Genomic DNA, 14,844 nt, shown 5'->3' with positions numbered 1-14,844 from the left:
CTAACAAAACTGGTTAACTCATTGATTAACAAGGAGTTTTCGTTTCATCTGCTCCGGAAGAGGTGCGAATTATAGGCTCAGAGAAAGTTACGTCAAGGTCTAATTCATGATTTCGTAACATGAATCGCTTTTGGACCGACCAACCGGGGGATTCGCCTAGCAATCACTGGAACCCGCAGTAATAACAACAATGCACCGATCCCGGCATACAGCGCCCACTCCTTCAGATCAGCCCGGACGATCCAGAACATATGAAGCAGTCCAAGCCCGAGAATCACGTAAATAAGGCGATGAAGCTTCTTCCAACGCCCACCCAACCGACGCTGACTATAGCGATTGGACGTTATCGCCAGCGAGAGCAAACACAGGAACGCCAAACTACCCACGATAATGTAGGGCCGCTTGACCAACTCGACGCTCAATTGGGACCAATCCAATCCCAGAATAAAGACGGCGTAAGCGCTCATGTGCAAAACGACATAAGCAAAGCACCACAGCCCTAGCTGCCTGCGCACTGCAATCCAGCCTGGCCATCCGCTCCAACGCTGCAAAGGAGTCATCGCCAAGGTAATCAACAACAAGATCAAAGTACCCAAACCAAGGCGGTCCACCATAACCTTGCCGGGATCAGGCCCTAAAGCAAGAATCCAGGCTTGGTATAGCCAAAGTACAGGTGCGATGCAGGCTGCGGCAAAAACACCAATTCGCCAAAATGGATAGCGCATCAATAGTTCTTCCGCAGATCCATACCGGTATACAAAGAGGCAACCTGCTCCCCATACCCGTTGAACATCTCCGTCTGCCGAATGTTGGGACTGAACAACCCACTGGGTAAACGACGCTCATGTGCTTGCGTCCAGCGCGGGTGGTCGACGGTCGGATTCACGTTGGCGTAAAAACCATACTCACGCGCGGCTATGCTTTGCCAAGTAGTTTTAGGCTGCTCGCTGACCAGACTGATTCGCACGATAGACTTCGCGCTCTTGAAACCATACTTCCATGGCACTATCAGACGCAACGGCGCTCCGTTCTGATTGGGCAGCTCGCGGCCATACATCCCCACCGCGAGAATCGTCAAAGGGTTCATCGCTTCATCCAGACGCAGACCTTCAGCGTAAGGCCAATCGATCAATGCAAAGTTGGAGCGCTGACCTGGCATCGATTTAGGATCCTGAAGCGTTTCGAAGCGGATGTACTTAGCGCTGGCATTAGGTTCTACGCGATTAAGTAGCGCAGACAGAGGAAAGCCCACCCAGGGAATAACCATCGACCACGCCTCGACACAGCGCAATCGATAGATCCGCTCCTCCAATTGATACGGTTTCATGAAGTCTTCAAGCGCATAACGACCCGGCTTTCCCACCTCACCGTCAATGACCACCGTCCAAGGCTCGGTTTTCAGAGACCCCGCATTTTGCGCAGGGTCACCTTTATCAGAGCCGAACTCATAAAAATTATTGTAGTGGGTCGCATCTTTGAACGGCGTGATCGCCTCACCTTTAACGGTGACAGCCTGCCATTTCGTATCCGGCAGCTTCGCCTTGAACCAATTAGGCGCGGCACCCGGCTCGACATCCGCATAAGGAGTAGGGTCAGCAGCATCGGCCCAACGCGGCAATGCGCTGGCCGCAAGGGCGGCGACAGAGCCACCCAACAGCGTGCGACGAGAGAAGTAAACAGATTCAGGCGTGACACCCGACTCATTGCAGTCAGATACCGAAGGCAGCTTGATTAGCATGATGGCTCCACAGCATTGGGGACGAGTGCACCAATAGACCGTGGAGTATGGCGGAAATTACAAATCACTCAGGGGATTTATGACGACGCAGCTTCAATAAATTTTGAAACGGACCGGACGCTGCGTAAGCGAGGAATATCAGCAATAAGATACGTGGCGGATCACTGAACACCACCGCAAACACCAGCACTACGGCAAGAATGGCTACAAACGGGACGCGCCCTTTGAGGTCCAGTTCTTTGAAGCTGTTGTATTTGATATTGCTCACCATCAGCATGCCGGCCGCGGCAACCAGCAACGCAACTAGAAACGACATCTTCGATCCTTGGATCCCGTAATCGCTGAACGCCCAGACGAGACCCGCGACAACGCCCGCAGCAGCAGGGCTGGCCAGGCCGATGAAATAGCGCTTATCCGCTTTACCAACTTGAGTGTTAAAGCGAGCAAGTCGCAATGCAGCGCCAGCGACATAGATAAATGCAACCATCCAGCCGACTTTGCCCATATCGCCCAGCGCCCAACCAAAGGCCAGCAAAGCCGGAGCAACGCCAAACGCAACCATGTCAGCCAGGGAATCGTACTCAGCGCCAAAAGCGCTTTGCGTGTTAGTCATACGTGCTACTCGACCATCAAGGCCGTCGAGCACCATCGCTATAAAAATTGCGATGGCAGAGAAACCAAAATACTTGCTCGCTTCAGCCGGATCTCCGGCACTCAGCGCGCTTTGCGCGCTCATTGAGCTAATAATGGAATAAAACCCGGCAAACAAATTCGCCGTTGTGAACAAATTAGGCAGCAGATAGATCCCGCGGTGACGGACTTTATGCCCTTCGGCGTCATGGCCTTCTTCAACATGCTCATCAATGGGTAACAGGCTTTCGGCGTCAGAGGCCTGGGCTGGCTCTTCGGGACGTTCGCTCATGGACAATACCTTGCAACGGTGTGGAAAGTTTCAATAGAGGTTTGTAACGAGGGTTCGTTATCAAACGATGCAGCTTTATACCAGAAGCGTGCCGCCAAAACGAAAAAACGCGGCCGAGGCCGCGTTTTCCTAAAACGAAAACCGTAAGAGCTGAAATCAGTTCTTGGTTCTGTCGACGATTTTGTTAGCCCCGATCCATGGCATCATCGAACGCAGCTTCTCGCCAATGATTTCGATGCCGTGGTTGGCATTGTTACGACGCTTAGCAGTCATCGAAGGGTAGCCAGTAGCGCCTTCGCTGATGAACATTTTGGCGTACTCACCGTCCTGAATACGCTTCAGGGCATTGCGCATAGCTTGACGCGACTCAGCGTTGATGACCTCAGGACCGGTCACGTATTCGCCGTACTCAGCGTTGTTAGAGATCGAGTAGTTCATGTTGGCGATGCCGCCTTCGTACATGAGGTCGACGATCAGCTTCAACTCGTGCAGGCACTCGAAGTAGGCCATTTCCGGCGCATAACCGGCTTCAACCAAGGTTTCGAAGCCCGCTTTAACCAGCTCAACGGTACCGCCGCAGAGTACGGCTTGCTCGCCGAACAGATCGGTTTCGGTTTCGTCTTTGAAAGTGGTTTCGATGATACCAGTACGACCGCCACCAACGCCCGAAGCATAGGACAGTGCGACGTTTTTAGCGTTGCCGGAAGCATCCTGGTAGATCGCGATCAGGTCAGGAATACCTGCGCCTTTAACGAACTCGGAGCGAACGGTGTGGCCCGGTGCTTTCGGCGCGATCATGATCACGTCGAGGTCGGCACGAGGAACAACCTGATTGTAATGGATGGCGAAACCGTGGGAAAAGGCCAGAGTCGCGCCGTTCTTCAGGTTAGGCTCGATTTCATCCCGGTACAGTTGGGACTGGAATTCGTCTGGAGTCAGAATCATGACTAAGTCAGCAGCGGCCACGGCAGAAGCAACGTCAGTCACTTTCAAGCCATGAGCTTCAGCCTTGGCGACAGTAGACGAACCTTTACGCAAGCCAACAGTGACATCTACGCCGGAGTCTTTCAGGTTGCACGCTTGAGCGTGGCCCTGGGAACCGTAACCGATGATGGCCACTTTTTTGCCCTGGATGATCGAAAGGTCGCAGTCTTTGTCGTAATAAACTTTCATGAAGTTCCCCTGTTATCCTGGCCTCTCGGGCCATTATCAAAATTGAGTTAGATGCTCAGTACTTTGTCGCCACGGGCAATGCCCGTTACGCCACTGCGTACTGTTTCCAGGATGGCTGAAGTGCCTATGGCCTGGATGAAGCTATCCAGTTTGTCGCTTGTCCCTGCCAGTTGCACAGTGTAAACGCTACTGGATACGTCAACGATTTGCCCACGGAAGATATCCGTCGTGCGCTTGATCTCAGCCCGCTGAGCACCCGTCGCCTTAACCTTGACCAGCATCAGCTCGCGCTCGATATGGGCGCTCTCGGATAGATCTACCAGCTTGACTACCTCAATCAATTTGTTGAGGTTTTTGGTGATCTGCTCGATGACTTCATCGTGTCCAACCGTAGTCAGCGTCAGACGCGACAACGTCGGGTCCTCGGTTGGCGCTACGGTCAGGCTTTCGATGTTGTAGTTGCGCTGAGAAAACAGACCAACCACCCGCGACAAGGCGCCGGGTTCATTTTCCAGCAATAAGGAAATGATGTGCCGCATGATTAAGTCCGCTCCGTCTTGCTCAGCCACATATCGCGCATGGAGCCGTCTTTGATCTGCATTGGATAGACGTGCTCGCTGGTATCGACCTTGATATCCAGGAATACCAGACGATCCTTCATGGCAAACGCTTCTTCCATCATCGGCTTCAAATCTTTCAGCTCAGTGATGCGCATACCCACGTGACCGTAGGCTTCAGCCAATTTGACGAAGTTCGGCAACGACTCCATATAGGAATGCGAGTGACGAGCGCCGTAGTTCATGTCCTGCCACTGACGCACCATACCCAGCGCACCGTTGTTCAGGTTGATGATCTTCACCGGCAAGTCGTACTGCAAGCAGGTCGACAGCTCCTGGATGTTCATCTGGATACTGCCTTCGCCGGTCACGCAGGCAACGTCTGATTCCGGGAAGCTGAGCTTGACGCCCATCGCTGCCGGGAAACCGAAGCCCATCGTGCCCAGACCGCCGGAGTTGATCCAGCGATTGGGCTTATTGAATCTATAATATTGCGCGGCAAACATTTGATGCTGGCCTACGTCGGACGTCACATACGCGTCGCCACGAGTGACTTCACTGAGCGTCTCAATAACAGTTTGCGGTTTGATGATGCTACCGTCGCCCCGGTTGTACGGGAACATGGCACGGTCTCCGCGCCATTCTTCAACCTGCTTCCACCAACTGGCGACGATTTCCTTGTTCGGTGTTTCGCCGATTTCCTTCAGGGTAGCAACCATTTCGGTCAACACGCTTTCAACCGGGCCGACAATGGGTACGTCAGCCTTGATGGTCTTGGAGATCGAAGCCGGATCGATATCGATATGGATAATCTTGGCGCTCGGACAGAACTTGGCCGGACCATTGATTACCCGATCATCGAACCGCGCCCCGACGGCCAAAATCACATCGGCGTGGTGCATCGCCAAGTTAGCGGTGTAGCTACCGTGCATGCCCAACATGCCCAGGAACTGGCGATCGTTGCCAGGATAAGCACCAAGGCCCATCAAGGTATTGGTCACCGGCACGTTGAGCAAATGCGCCAACTCGGTTAACGGTGCTGAGCCGTTACCCAGAATCACACCACCGCCGGCATAAATGATGGGGCGCTTAGCGGCCAACAACATTTCCACAGCCTTGCGAATCTGACCCGAATGACCACGAACAGCTGGGCTATAAGAACGAAGCTTGGCTTTTTTCGGAAAGATATATTCGAACTTTTCGGCCGGGTTGGTCATATCTTTCGGGATATCGACCACAACCGGACCTGGCCGACCGGATTGCGCGAGGTAGAAGGCTTTTTTTAGCACTTCTGGAATTTCCGCGGCATTTTTGATCATGAAGCTATGCTTCACAATGGGCCTGGAAATACCGATCATGTCGGTTTCCTGAAAAGCATCGGTGCCGACCATATTACTCGGGACCTGACCCGACAGAATTACCATCGGGATCGAGTCCATATAAGCGGTCGCGATGCCGGTAATGGCGTTGGTTGCGCCCGGACCGGACGTCACAAGCACAACTCCAGCCTTGCCAGTTGCCCGAGCATAGCCATCAGCCATGTGCGTTGCGGCTTGTTCATGCCTAACCAGGATGTGCGTTACTGCTGGTTCTTTGAACAGGGCGTCATAGATATGCAGGAGGGCACCGCCGGGGTACCCATAAATATGCTTAACGCCTTCGTCGCGCAAAAAGCGGACGACCATTTCAGCGCCAGATAAAAGCTCCACGTTGTTCACCTCTAAACGCCAGAATTCCGCCCACACGCGGGACGGATCTTAATTAGGTTTACTGCTAGCAGAGCATGAGCGACGGTGGTCGCCGACTACGTCAGCACTGACTGAGCAAGTATTGGGAGCTCCCCAAGTTTTGCGGGGCTTTCCCACCCAGCGCGAGGTAACGCGTTGCGGGTGTTACAGGTCGGCGCGGATGTGCACCTCATGATCTACCGAGACGGCCTGCTTCTGGCAGTACGTCTTCAGCGAACTTTGGATTGTTGTGATTACACCTGCTCAAGTCAAGTCATCCGTGCGTTTTCTTGCGATTAAGAGCATGGAAAGTCACTGAATAACGGCTCTAACCCCGCACTTATGGTAGTTTTGCCGCGTGCACAAACATCGAAGGAAGCACTATGCGTTGCATGATTTTAGCGGCGGCCCTGTTGTGCTCGCTGAATGCCGTATGCCAGGCAGGCCAGATCTACAAGTGGGTCGATGCTCAAGGCCAAACTCATTTTGATGCTCAGCCGCCGCCTAACCAGGCGGCACAGCAGATAGACATTAAGCAATCGCCGCCAATGCCAGCCCGAGCGGTGCCGCAGGCGCCTTTGCCTGACAGTGGCCATGGCAATCAGGATGCAATAGACGCCAAGGTCAAAAAGCAGGTAGCCGTACAAGAGGCTAAACGTGCGGCCTATTGCGAGGACGTGAGGACCAATCTTGCTCAGTTTCGAAACAACCCGCGGGTACGCCTGGAGGTCAGTGGCGTGATGAGGCGCTTGACTGAGGAGGAACGTCAAACCCGAATCGCCGAAACTGAAAAAGCGATAGCGGACAATTGCCAATAAAATCACACCGGCGCCCGACCGGCGTTATTGTTAGTGAGTTTCAGTAATTAACCGGTCAAATTTCGCCAGCAATTGCTGAAGTGTATGAGTCTCCTGCGGACAACCTGAGTAAACCATCTCGGCCATTTCCACAATGCCAGACGCGTTGGGCAGTGGCAGATTTTGCTCAAGGATGTCTTTCATTCTCGGCAGAAAAATCCACTGCAACCACTGATCAAATGCCAGCAGATCAACACAAAACGGTTCACGACTGGACAAGGCCTCCATACTGGGCGGCGACTCGCGCCACCATCCCAGTACGCGCAACTCGCGCTCAATCAGCAGCAACTGCTCAGCCACTTGAGGGAAGCGTTTATCCATCAGGAACCAGTTCCTGCTTTTTGCCGTGCCAACGCAGCACCCGCCGCATCACCCTGCTTTGCGCGAGATTGAGCAATCAATCCCCACAGACTGGCCTGCAAGTCCGGGCGGCCATTGGAATAGGTCAAACCGCGACGAGCGAGTTGCTCAGCCTGAGGGGCGTCACCTTGAGCCAATCGCACTTGTGCCAGACGGAAAAGTACTTGCGGTTCGCGTGGTGCTACACGCTGGGCACGCTCCAGACTCGACGACGCACCATTGAGATCGCCACTGGATTGCTGTTGCTGTGCGGTGGTGAGCAACGAAAGCACTGCGCCATCAAGCTGTTCATCCGCAGATAAGCCGCCGCCGCTGTTGTTACTGCTGGGAATCCCAGTCGGAGCTGTGGAGTTATAGCTGTTGCTGATCGGCGCCGTATTCATTGGGGCTGAATTGATGGGTGCCGTGTCAATAGGTGTGGTATCGATCGGATTGGTATTGAACTGAGGAGCACCCGTTGATGCAGGGTAACTCTGGATCGGCGTCGAGCCACTGCCACTCGGGATCATCACTGTGACACCCGAATTTTGTGGCACGCCTTGCTGCTGAGGCGCGGTCTGACGATAGCCGCCTGCCCGATTACCCTGAACGCGCTCGCTGTTGGAGACTTTGCTACCGGAATCTTCGACCGGAATGGAACCGCGCTGCACACTCGCGCAGCCATTAAGCAAAGCCACCGCTGTTAAAGCAGGAATCAACCACTTATTCACGTCACATCCTCTTTGCTTATTTCAACCAGCCCTTGACCCAATCCATTACGGAATCGGCTGCGGCGGGGACACCCCCGCAAGCAGTGCCGGGCGCTGGCTCACTGCCACGAATATACGGCATCTGCACCGCGTTCGGGCAGGTCGAATCGGAGCCTTGGCCGGTGCTAGCGTTGATCCACGCTTGGACCACGTTATCGGGCTTCGCGGTTTCTAGCGAAAGAGGCTCGGCCCGGCGCATGAAGCTGGTCCATATTTGCAACGCACCGGTCGCGCCAGTAAACGGTGTTTGGCCGTTATCGTCACGGCCTATCCAGACTACCGCCAACAAATCTTGGCTAAAACCGGCAAACCAGCTGTCACGCGAATCATTGGTAGTACCGCTTTTCCCTGCAAGATTCAGCGTACCAGGCAATTGGTTATAAGCCGACTTGCCCGTACCTTCACGCATGACGCGCTGCATGGCATTTTGTAGCAGATAAATGGAGCCCGGATCGAAGCGCTGCTGAATCTGGAATGGATAACGTTTAAGCGGCTCACCTTCAGCGGTCAACACGCTGCGGATGCCTCGCATGGGTGTATTAAAACCGCCGTTGGCGATGGTCTGATACATGGTCGCCACCTCAATCGGAGTCAGACTACCTGCACCCAATAGCATCGATGGGTAGGCTGGCCATTCTCGGGAGATGCCCAACTTTGCCAACGTTTTTAGTACGTTGGGCACACCCAGTTCGAGACCCAACTTCGCCGAGGACAAATTGTAGGAGTGCGCCAATCCTTGATACAGAAATATATTGCCGTGGGATTTATGATCGAAGTTCTGTGGCTTCCAGACTTGACCGTCAGCGCCTTTAACAGAAAACTGTTCATCGGCGATCCAACTGGTCAAGGTGTACTTACTTGGCTGTTCGAGTGCCGTCAGATATATCGCAGGCTTAACCAGTGATCCGATCGGGCGCACGGCATCCAGCGCCCGGTTGAACCCGGCATATCCGGCCTGGCGACTGCCGACCAAGGCTTGGACTTCGCCGGTTTCCGGATTGGTCACGACCATGGCAGTTTCCACATCCTCCCCTCCCTTGCGCCCGTCCAACTTCTTGAACGCTTCGCTCACTGCGGCTTCTGACTTCATCTGCAGGATGGGATCGAAACTGGTAAAGATACGCAAACCTTCTTCAGTCAAATCTTCGTTGCGATAGTCTTCTCGTAACTGTCGCTTGACCAGATCGAGGAAGTCCGGGAAAGAGCTATCTGCCAGGCTGCCTACCTTGCTCACGCCCAATGGCATTTTCTTTGCAGCGGCAACCACGTCCGCCGTCGCTACGCCTTGCTGCTCTAACAGATCAAGGACCAAATTGCGGCGCTCCATTGCCCTTTCTGGATAACGGCGCGGGTTGTAATAGGAAGGCCCCTTGACCATCCCTACCAACAGCGCAACTTGATGCAATTTAAGTTCAGACAGCGGCTGACTGAAAAAATACTGGCTAGCGAGCCCGAAACCATGGACGGCCCTTTGACCATCCTGACCGAGGAAAACCTCATTGAGGTAAGCCTCCAAAATTTCCTTCTTACTGTAATGAATCTCCAGCAGCACCGACATCATTGCTTCAGTCAGCTTACGGCTGAGGCTGCGTTCGTTAGTGAGGTAAAAGTTTTTGACCAACTGTTGCGTAAGCGTACTCCCACCCTGACGCATTTGACCGGAAGACGCATTGACCCAGAAAGCTCGCGCGATTGACTTGGGTGACACACCAAAGTGGTGGTAATAATCCCGGTCCTCAACCGTCACCAATGTGTCGAGCAGATAAGGCGGCGCCTGATCAAGCTTTATCAGGATGCGATCTTCGAGGTTCTTCGGGTAAAGGCCGCCGATCATTAGCGGCTCAAGCCGAGCCACCGACAACTTCGAACCGTTGATCGCAGATAAAGCAGCGACCGAGTTACCCGCAAACCGCACACGAATCTGCTGAGCCGGCTCCGTGCCCTCGTAAAATTGGAAACCCCGGGTATTGAGATCAACAGTTGTGCCGCTGACCGCCGCCGCGCCGGGACCGTTCGCCACTGCTTCACGGCGATAGCCCAACGCATCGAGTTCAGTCAGAAAGTCAACCTCAGATAACTTTTGCCCGACGAACAGCTCCAGCGGACGTGCGTAAACCTTTGCCGGGATGGTCCAACGCTTGCCAGAAAACTTCTCCTGAACAACGGCATCGAGATAAACCGCGAAGCCAGCGAGCACGACCAAGCCGACCAGACCGAGCTTCAGCGCCCAGCCTAACCAGGGACGAAGACCGCCAGAGGCGCGTTTTTTTGGGCTACGAGAAGTGCGGGTACGAGTCATGGCGGCGGATTATACGCACTTTATCAATGATCGAAAGACACGCTTCTAGCGGTTTGCAGTACTGCGATCAATCGCCATAATAGCGACCTGATTTTTTAACCCCTTGAAGGATCGCCTGTGAGCCAATCCCTGATAACCGCGATGCAAAACCCGGCTTTATTTCCACACCCGGTCGACAGTTTTCAGGTCATTGAGACGCATATTTCCTGGGTGCTGCTAACCGGTCCTTATGCTTATAAGTTCAAGAAGTCGGTGAATTTCGGCTTTCTGGATTTCACCACGCTTTCAGCCCGCGAGCACTTTTGCGGCGAAGAATTGCGCTTGAATCAGCGCCTGACAAATAATCTTTATCTGGAAGTTTTGCCCATTACGGGCACGATCGACGCACCGAAGATAGGCGGTGACGGCGAAGTGATCGAATATGCCTTGAAAATGCGTCAGTTCCCACAAAGCCAACTGCTCAGCACCTTACAGGCGAACGGCGAACTGACCACATCGCACATCGACGAAATGGCCAAACAGATTGCTGAATTCCACCTCGTCGCCCCTCATGTGCCTCTGGAGCATGCGCAAGGCACACCTGAGTCCGTAATGGCGCCGGTCTTGCAAAATTTCGAGCAAATTCGCGCCCTGATCAACGACACAGCCGACTTACAACAGCTGGATGCATTGGAAGCCTGGGCGCAGTGTAGTTTCGAACGACTCAAAGGCCTGCTGTCCCTGCGCAAAACCGATGGATTCATTCGCGAATGTCACGGCGACATCCATTTAGGTAACATCACGCTGATCGACGGCAATGTCGTTATTTTCGACTGTATCGAATTTAACGAGCCTTTCCGATTTACGGACGTCTATGCAGACATCGGCTTCCTAGCGATGGACCTTGAAGACCGGGGCCTGAAGTCCTTATCTCGACGTCTGATCAGCCAATATCTCGAACTGACTGGCGACTATCAGGGCCTTGAACTGCTTAACTTCTATAAAGCGTACCGTGCGCTCGTTCGCGCAAAAATCGCGCTGTTTAGCCTGCCTACAGACGCTGATCCCGTCCAGCGAGCGACTACGCTGCGTCAATATCGCAACTACGCCAATTTGGCAGAAAGCTATAGCGCAATTCCGTCACGCTTTCTTGTGATCACCCACGGGGTGTCCGCAGTAGGCAAAAGCCGCGTAGCAATGCGTTTAGTGGAAGCACTGGGGGCGATTCGTTTGCGCTCTGACGTTGAACGCAAGCGCCTTTTCGCCAATAGCAGCGAGAGCGGAGATCTATATGGCGCTGATGCCAGCACCGCCACCTACACACGATTGAATCAACTGGCGGATGGCATACTGCGCGCCGGTTTCCCGGTGGTCATCGATGCCACTTACCTGAAGCGCGAGCAACGTGACGCCGCTGCCAAAGTTGCCGAAGCTTCTGGCGCGCCATTCTTGATCCTCGACTGCAATGCGCCGCAGGCCGTGATCGAAGGTTGGCTTGCACTCCGTCAAGCGCAGAATAATGATCCGTCCGATGCCACCTTGAAAGTGATTGAAGCTCAACAAGCCAATCGCGAACCGTTGGGTGCCGATGAAATCCTGCGCAGCAAACGTGTCGAAACTAACAACAGCAGCGATATAGATGGTCTAGTTGCCCATCTCCGCCAACGCTTGCCGGGTCTTTAAGACTCTTTTTGAGCTGTGTCGCACTTAACGCTTCACGGCTCAAAAATAGTGGCACTATAATGGCGTCATAAATATAACTGGAGAAGCCTCATGAGCCACCCCAAGCAGCTCGACTCCCACCTTTATGTATTGTTGCATCACGAAAAAGTTGAAGACTTCAATCTTCAAAAACCCAGAACGGGCACCATCGATTTGACCGGCGGTGATTTCCGCGGACTAGACCTGAGAAAGCTGGATGCCGTTGGCATTGACTTCACCGACGCGTATTTTCGTGCAGCCGATTTGCGGGGACTAGATTTGCGGCATACCGCTATGGAGGGTGCAAGCCTTGGCCATGCACAAATCTCTGGGGCCTTTTTCCCGGTAGAACTTTCGGCGGACGAAATTCTAATGTCGGTGAATTTCGGTACGCGCCTACGCTACCGAACAAAATAGACGACGCCTCTGTCCAAGTCACAGTTTGCCCCGCCCGTTCTGACGCGCGGGGCAGGTCGCAGCGCGTCGACCGAAAACTCCAGCGAGGTTGAACTCGCTTTAGCAACATTCCCGCATTAGCAGTGTCAGTTCATTAGCGCTTTGAGCGCTTTTTTCACTCCCCGCTACACTTCTTTAATGTTTGCCAACACAGCAAGCGCAGTGCAGTGCTCAGCCATAGCAAGGAGGCAGGATGAACGATGAACTGCAACATTTGAAAAATCTCGGCAAAACGTCTTCGCAGTGGTTACACGCAGTGGGTATTCATAGCGTTTCCGACTTACGTCGGCTGGGCGCAGTGGGTGCTTACCGGGCGGTGCGGAGGCGAGGATTCCGCGCATCAAAAGTTTTGCTTTATGCCATTGAGGGGGCACTTTTGGACATCCACTGGAGCGACATATCTGCCGAACGTAAAGAAGCGTTGAATGAGGAACTGGATGCTCTTTCGCTGCGACCAAAGGCGTTGGATATAGACGCTAGGTCAGCCCAGTAAAAACGTGAATGATGGCGCCGATATGCAAACGGGAGAAACTCTACGATTGGCCAGACTGGTCTGAGATTTGAAGGACCATGATTTCGCAATCTTAGATTTCTCCTGATAGGTCTAAGGGACCATTGAAGTCTATTTCGCAGACTGCGTCGCTCGAGTACTTGCCGCCAGAGAAGGCACACCGTTAAACGAAATCCGCTAAACAGACGCAGTATTTGAAGCCAAGGTTACTGTTGGAACTACAACAGCGTGTGAAACCCGGGAAGTTAAACAATCACATCGCCACCGGAGTGGCGTTAAAGCCACTGCCTTGCCCACAGATCCAAAACCGTGGAGAAGGTAGATATTGCCAGTTACGGCGATATCACTGCTCCTTGGGGAGTTGCCTGTGGACGCAATAGTTACCGAGCAACGCGACCACCCAGCCGACTCCTTCGCTTCTCATACACGGGAAAGCCCTTGGGACTTAGTACATGTGGCTTACTTTGCCAGCGAAGCGTTGTGGACATACCTGACCTCGCCTTTCCTCTACACCTACCGGGGTTTCCAGTGCAGAGAAATTGAACCATGGCAGGAAAACGGCGAGCAGTGGCGCCGTTTGGAAGTCATCTTTCCTGACTATATCGAGAGCCACACTCGCAAGCAGATCACGCACTTCGGCCCAGACGGCCTCATGCGCCGCCATGATTACACCGTAGACATTCTTGGCGGTGCGACAGGTGCCAATTACGTTAGTGATTACCGCGAGGTGCAGGGCCTGATGATGCCGACTCAACGTCGTATCTTTGCCTACGACGAGGCCGGGCAGAAGATTTCTGACCCGTTGCTGGTTTCGCTGGATTTTAGCAACCTCATCTTCAGCTGAGCGCTTGGCCCGACTGCTTCGAAAAATTCATGCGCCACAAGCGAGTTATGCCTGTACCAAGCCGGGAAATGGGTGCAGGAATACAAGCATCGAACAGTTAACTCCGTGACGATACGCGACCTTTGTGCGACCTGCGCTCCCCGGGCAACGGTCAACGACCCGGCGCTAATACACCCAAGTGAGTGAGCAGATCGTCAAGCAAGCTTCCTGCGCCCAACCTTACGCTATTGACACTAACCCAATGCGGGCCAAAACGGGCCTTCGCCAAGTCAAGATAGACCCTCGCCTCATCGAACGTTCGAATACCACCAGCGGCTTTGAATCCCCCCTGTCCACCTGCTTCTGCGATCACTTCCAGAATTATCCGCGCGGCTTGCGGCGTGGCGTTGACGATGACCTTGCCCGTGCTGGTTTCGACAAAGTCTGCACCCGCCGCAAACATGTCCATGCACACATTACGGATGATCTGCGGGTCTCTCAACTCGCCGGTTTCCAAAATAACTTTGAGTACAGCCCGATCTCCACATGTTTCTTTGCAGGCCGCCACCAGATCCTTCGTCCCCTGCTTGTTGCCAGTGAGGTGCAAGCGATAGGGATACACCAGACTGATTTCATCAGCGCCCGATGCCAAAGCGGCGCGAGTTTCAGACACAGCCGACAAAAGATTAGACCCACCATAGGGGTAATTGGCGACACTAGAGACGCGTACAGCATCGGCACGCAAATCGTCCAGCGTGCGGCGCGCCAATTTAACAAAATGTGGAAAAACACACACTGCGGCGACTTCGCCAACGGGCGTGATGGCTCGTCGGCAAAGGGTAATGACGCGCGCTTCGTTATCATCTGTATTAAGCGAGGTTAAATCCAGTAACCCTATCATTTGAAGCGCTAACTGCTCCTCTTGCGAATTCATGTCTCTCATCCCGTTCGACCGCTCAGTAACAGGACAGACAGTAAACGAGACCGAAGCA

General features: G+C 53.6%; 15 protein-coding genes. 5 read left to right on the top strand and 10 right to left on the bottom strand.

Annotated elements, in window-relative coordinates:
* Positions 1 to 104 precede the first annotated feature (104 nt).
* The 6 genes from msrQ to QN378_RS15850 form a co-directional block, all read right to left on the bottom strand.
* The gene (msrQ, locus tag QN378_RS15875) at positions 105 to 725 is read right to left on the bottom strand and encodes a protein-methionine-sulfoxide reductase heme-binding subunit MsrQ (RefSeq protein WP_322206813.1); all 621 of its coding nucleotides are present in this window, start codon (positions 723 to 725) and stop codon (positions 105 to 107) included.
* Positions 725 to 1,738 carry a protein-methionine-sulfoxide reductase catalytic subunit MsrP gene (gene msrP, locus QN378_RS15870; protein ID WP_323549769.1) on the bottom strand — a complete coding sequence of 338 codons (1,014 nt, stop codon included), beginning with the start codon at positions 1,736 to 1,738 and terminating at the stop codon, positions 725 to 727. The genes msrQ and msrP overlap by 1 nt, the downstream gene beginning before the upstream one ends.
* Before the next feature lie 64 nt (positions 1,739 to 1,802).
* On the bottom strand, positions 1,803 to 2,660 hold the full coding sequence (gene pssA, locus QN378_RS15865) for a CDP-diacylglycerol--serine O-phosphatidyltransferase (protein ID WP_322206811.1): 858 nt from the start codon (positions 2,658 to 2,660) through the stop codon (positions 1,803 to 1,805).
* A 156-nt stretch (positions 2,661 to 2,816) separates the two neighbouring features.
* Positions 2,817 to 3,833 (bottom strand): ketol-acid reductoisomerase, encoded by a 1,017-nt coding sequence (gene ilvC, locus QN378_RS15860; RefSeq protein ID WP_299835451.1) that lies wholly within the window; start codon positions 3,831 to 3,833, stop codon positions 2,817 to 2,819.
* Between the two features lie 47 nt (positions 3,834 to 3,880).
* Positions 3,881 to 4,372 carry an acetolactate synthase small subunit gene (gene ilvN / locus QN378_RS15855; protein ID WP_322206809.1) on the bottom strand — a complete coding sequence of 164 codons (492 nt, stop codon included), beginning with the start codon at positions 4,370 to 4,372 and terminating at the stop codon, positions 3,881 to 3,883.
* 2 nt (positions 4,373 to 4,374) lie between these two features.
* The gene (locus tag QN378_RS15850; protein WP_322206808.1) at positions 4,375 to 6,099 is read right to left on the bottom strand and encodes an acetolactate synthase 3 large subunit; all 1,725 of its coding nucleotides are present in this window, start codon (positions 6,097 to 6,099) and stop codon (positions 4,375 to 4,377) included.
* 401 nt (positions 6,100 to 6,500) lie between these two features.
* On the opposite strand from QN378_RS15850, the gene QN378_RS15845 reads away from it, so the two are divergent.
* On the top strand, positions 6,501 to 6,935 hold the full coding sequence (locus QN378_RS15845; RefSeq protein ID WP_322206807.1) for a DUF4124 domain-containing protein: 435 nt from the start codon (positions 6,501 to 6,503) through the stop codon (positions 6,933 to 6,935).
* Positions 6,936 to 6,965: 30 nt separating this feature from the next.
* Here the strand turns inward: QN378_RS15845 and QN378_RS15840 are convergent, their stop codons facing one another.
* From QN378_RS15840 to mrcB, 3 genes are read right to left on the bottom strand one after another with little or no spacing between them, the layout of a single operon-like run.
* Entirely contained in the window at positions 6,966 to 7,295 is a 330-nt protein-coding gene (locus QN378_RS15840) for a YqcC family protein (RefSeq protein WP_322206806.1), read from the bottom strand.
* Complete coding sequence (locus QN378_RS15835; protein ID WP_322206805.1) at positions 7,295 to 8,044, bottom strand: hypothetical protein; 750 nt, start codon at positions 8,042 to 8,044, stop codon at positions 7,295 to 7,297. The genes QN378_RS15840 and QN378_RS15835 overlap by 1 nt, the downstream gene beginning before the upstream one ends.
* A gap of 16 nt (positions 8,045 to 8,060) precedes the next feature.
* Positions 8,061 to 10,382, bottom strand: a complete 2,322-nt coding sequence (gene mrcB, locus QN378_RS15830; RefSeq protein ID WP_322206804.1) for a penicillin-binding protein 1B — start codon at positions 10,380 to 10,382, stop codon at positions 8,061 to 8,063.
* A gap of 117 nt (positions 10,383 to 10,499) precedes the next feature.
* On the opposite strand from mrcB, the gene QN378_RS15825 reads away from it, so the two are divergent.
* The 4 genes from QN378_RS15825 (at position 10,500) to QN378_RS15810 (ending at position 13,873) form a co-directional block, all read left to right on the top strand.
* On the top strand, positions 10,500 to 12,044 hold the full coding sequence (locus QN378_RS15825) for a bifunctional aminoglycoside phosphotransferase/ATP-binding protein (RefSeq protein ID WP_322206803.1): 1,545 nt from the start codon (positions 10,500 to 10,502) through the stop codon (positions 12,042 to 12,044).
* 90 nt (positions 12,045 to 12,134) lie between these two features.
* Entirely contained in the window at positions 12,135 to 12,479 is a 345-nt protein-coding gene (locus QN378_RS15820; RefSeq protein WP_322206802.1) for a pentapeptide repeat-containing protein, read from the top strand.
* A 232-nt stretch (positions 12,480 to 12,711) separates the two neighbouring features.
* Positions 12,712 to 13,011 carry a TfoX/Sxy family protein gene (locus QN378_RS15815; RefSeq protein WP_322206801.1) on the top strand — a complete coding sequence of 100 codons (300 nt, stop codon included), beginning with the start codon at positions 12,712 to 12,714 and terminating at the stop codon, positions 13,009 to 13,011.
* A gap of 385 nt (positions 13,012 to 13,396) precedes the next feature.
* Positions 13,397 to 13,873: a hypothetical protein gene (locus tag QN378_RS15810; RefSeq protein ID WP_322206800.1), complete on the top strand. Its 477-nt coding sequence runs from the start codon at positions 13,397 to 13,399 to the stop codon at positions 13,871 to 13,873.
* A gap of 151 nt (positions 13,874 to 14,024) precedes the next feature.
* Here the strand turns inward: QN378_RS15810 and deoC are convergent, their stop codons facing one another.
* Positions 14,025 to 14,795, bottom strand: a complete 771-nt coding sequence (gene deoC, locus QN378_RS15805; RefSeq protein ID WP_322206799.1) for a deoxyribose-phosphate aldolase — start codon at positions 14,793 to 14,795, stop codon at positions 14,025 to 14,027.
* Positions 14,796 to 14,844 lie beyond the last annotated feature (49 nt).

It is taken from the genome of Pseudomonas sp. 10S5 (assembly GCF_035019745.1).
GTDB lineage: Bacteria > Pseudomonadota > Gammaproteobacteria > Pseudomonadales > Pseudomonadaceae > Aquipseudomonas.
This window is presented reverse-complemented; position numbering and strand designations above follow the sequence as displayed.

What these genes read in the sequence shown, in the direction of transcription:
- msrQ (WP_322206813.1), bottom strand. Translation starts at nt 725, where the DNA reads ATGCGCTATCCATTTTGGCGAATTGGTGTTTTTGCCGCAGCCTGCATC.
- msrP (WP_323549769.1), bottom strand. Translation starts at nt 1,738, where the DNA reads ATGCTAATCAAGCTGCCTTCGGTATCTGACTGCAATGAGTCGGGTGTC.
- pssA (WP_322206811.1), bottom strand. Translation starts at nt 2,660, where the DNA reads ATGAGCGAACGTCCCGAAGAGCCAGCCCAGGCCTCTGACGCCGAAAGC.
- ilvC (WP_299835451.1), bottom strand. Translation starts at nt 3,833, where the DNA reads ATGAAAGTTTATTACGACAAAGACTGCGACCTTTCGATCATCCAGGGC.
- ilvN (WP_322206809.1), bottom strand. Translation starts at nt 4,372, where the DNA reads ATGCGGCACATCATTTCCTTATTGCTGGAAAATGAACCCGGCGCCTTG.
- QN378_RS15845 (WP_322206807.1), top strand. Translation starts at nt 6,501, where the DNA reads ATGCGTTGCATGATTTTAGCGGCGGCCCTGTTGTGCTCGCTGAATGCC.
- QN378_RS15840 (WP_322206806.1), bottom strand. Translation starts at nt 7,295, where the DNA reads ATGGATAAACGCTTCCCTCAAGTGGCTGAGCAGTTGCTGCTGATTGAG.
- mrcB (WP_322206804.1), bottom strand. Translation starts at nt 10,382, where the DNA reads ATGACTCGTACCCGCACTTCTCGTAGCCCAAAAAAACGCGCCTCTGGC.
- QN378_RS15820 (WP_322206802.1), top strand. Translation starts at nt 12,135, where the DNA reads ATGAGCCACCCCAAGCAGCTCGACTCCCACCTTTATGTATTGTTGCAT.
- QN378_RS15815 (WP_322206801.1), top strand. Translation starts at nt 12,712, where the DNA reads ATGAACGATGAACTGCAACATTTGAAAAATCTCGGCAAAACGTCTTCG.
- deoC (WP_322206799.1), bottom strand. Translation starts at nt 14,795, where the DNA reads ATGAGAGACATGAATTCGCAAGAGGAGCAGTTAGCGCTTCAAATGATA.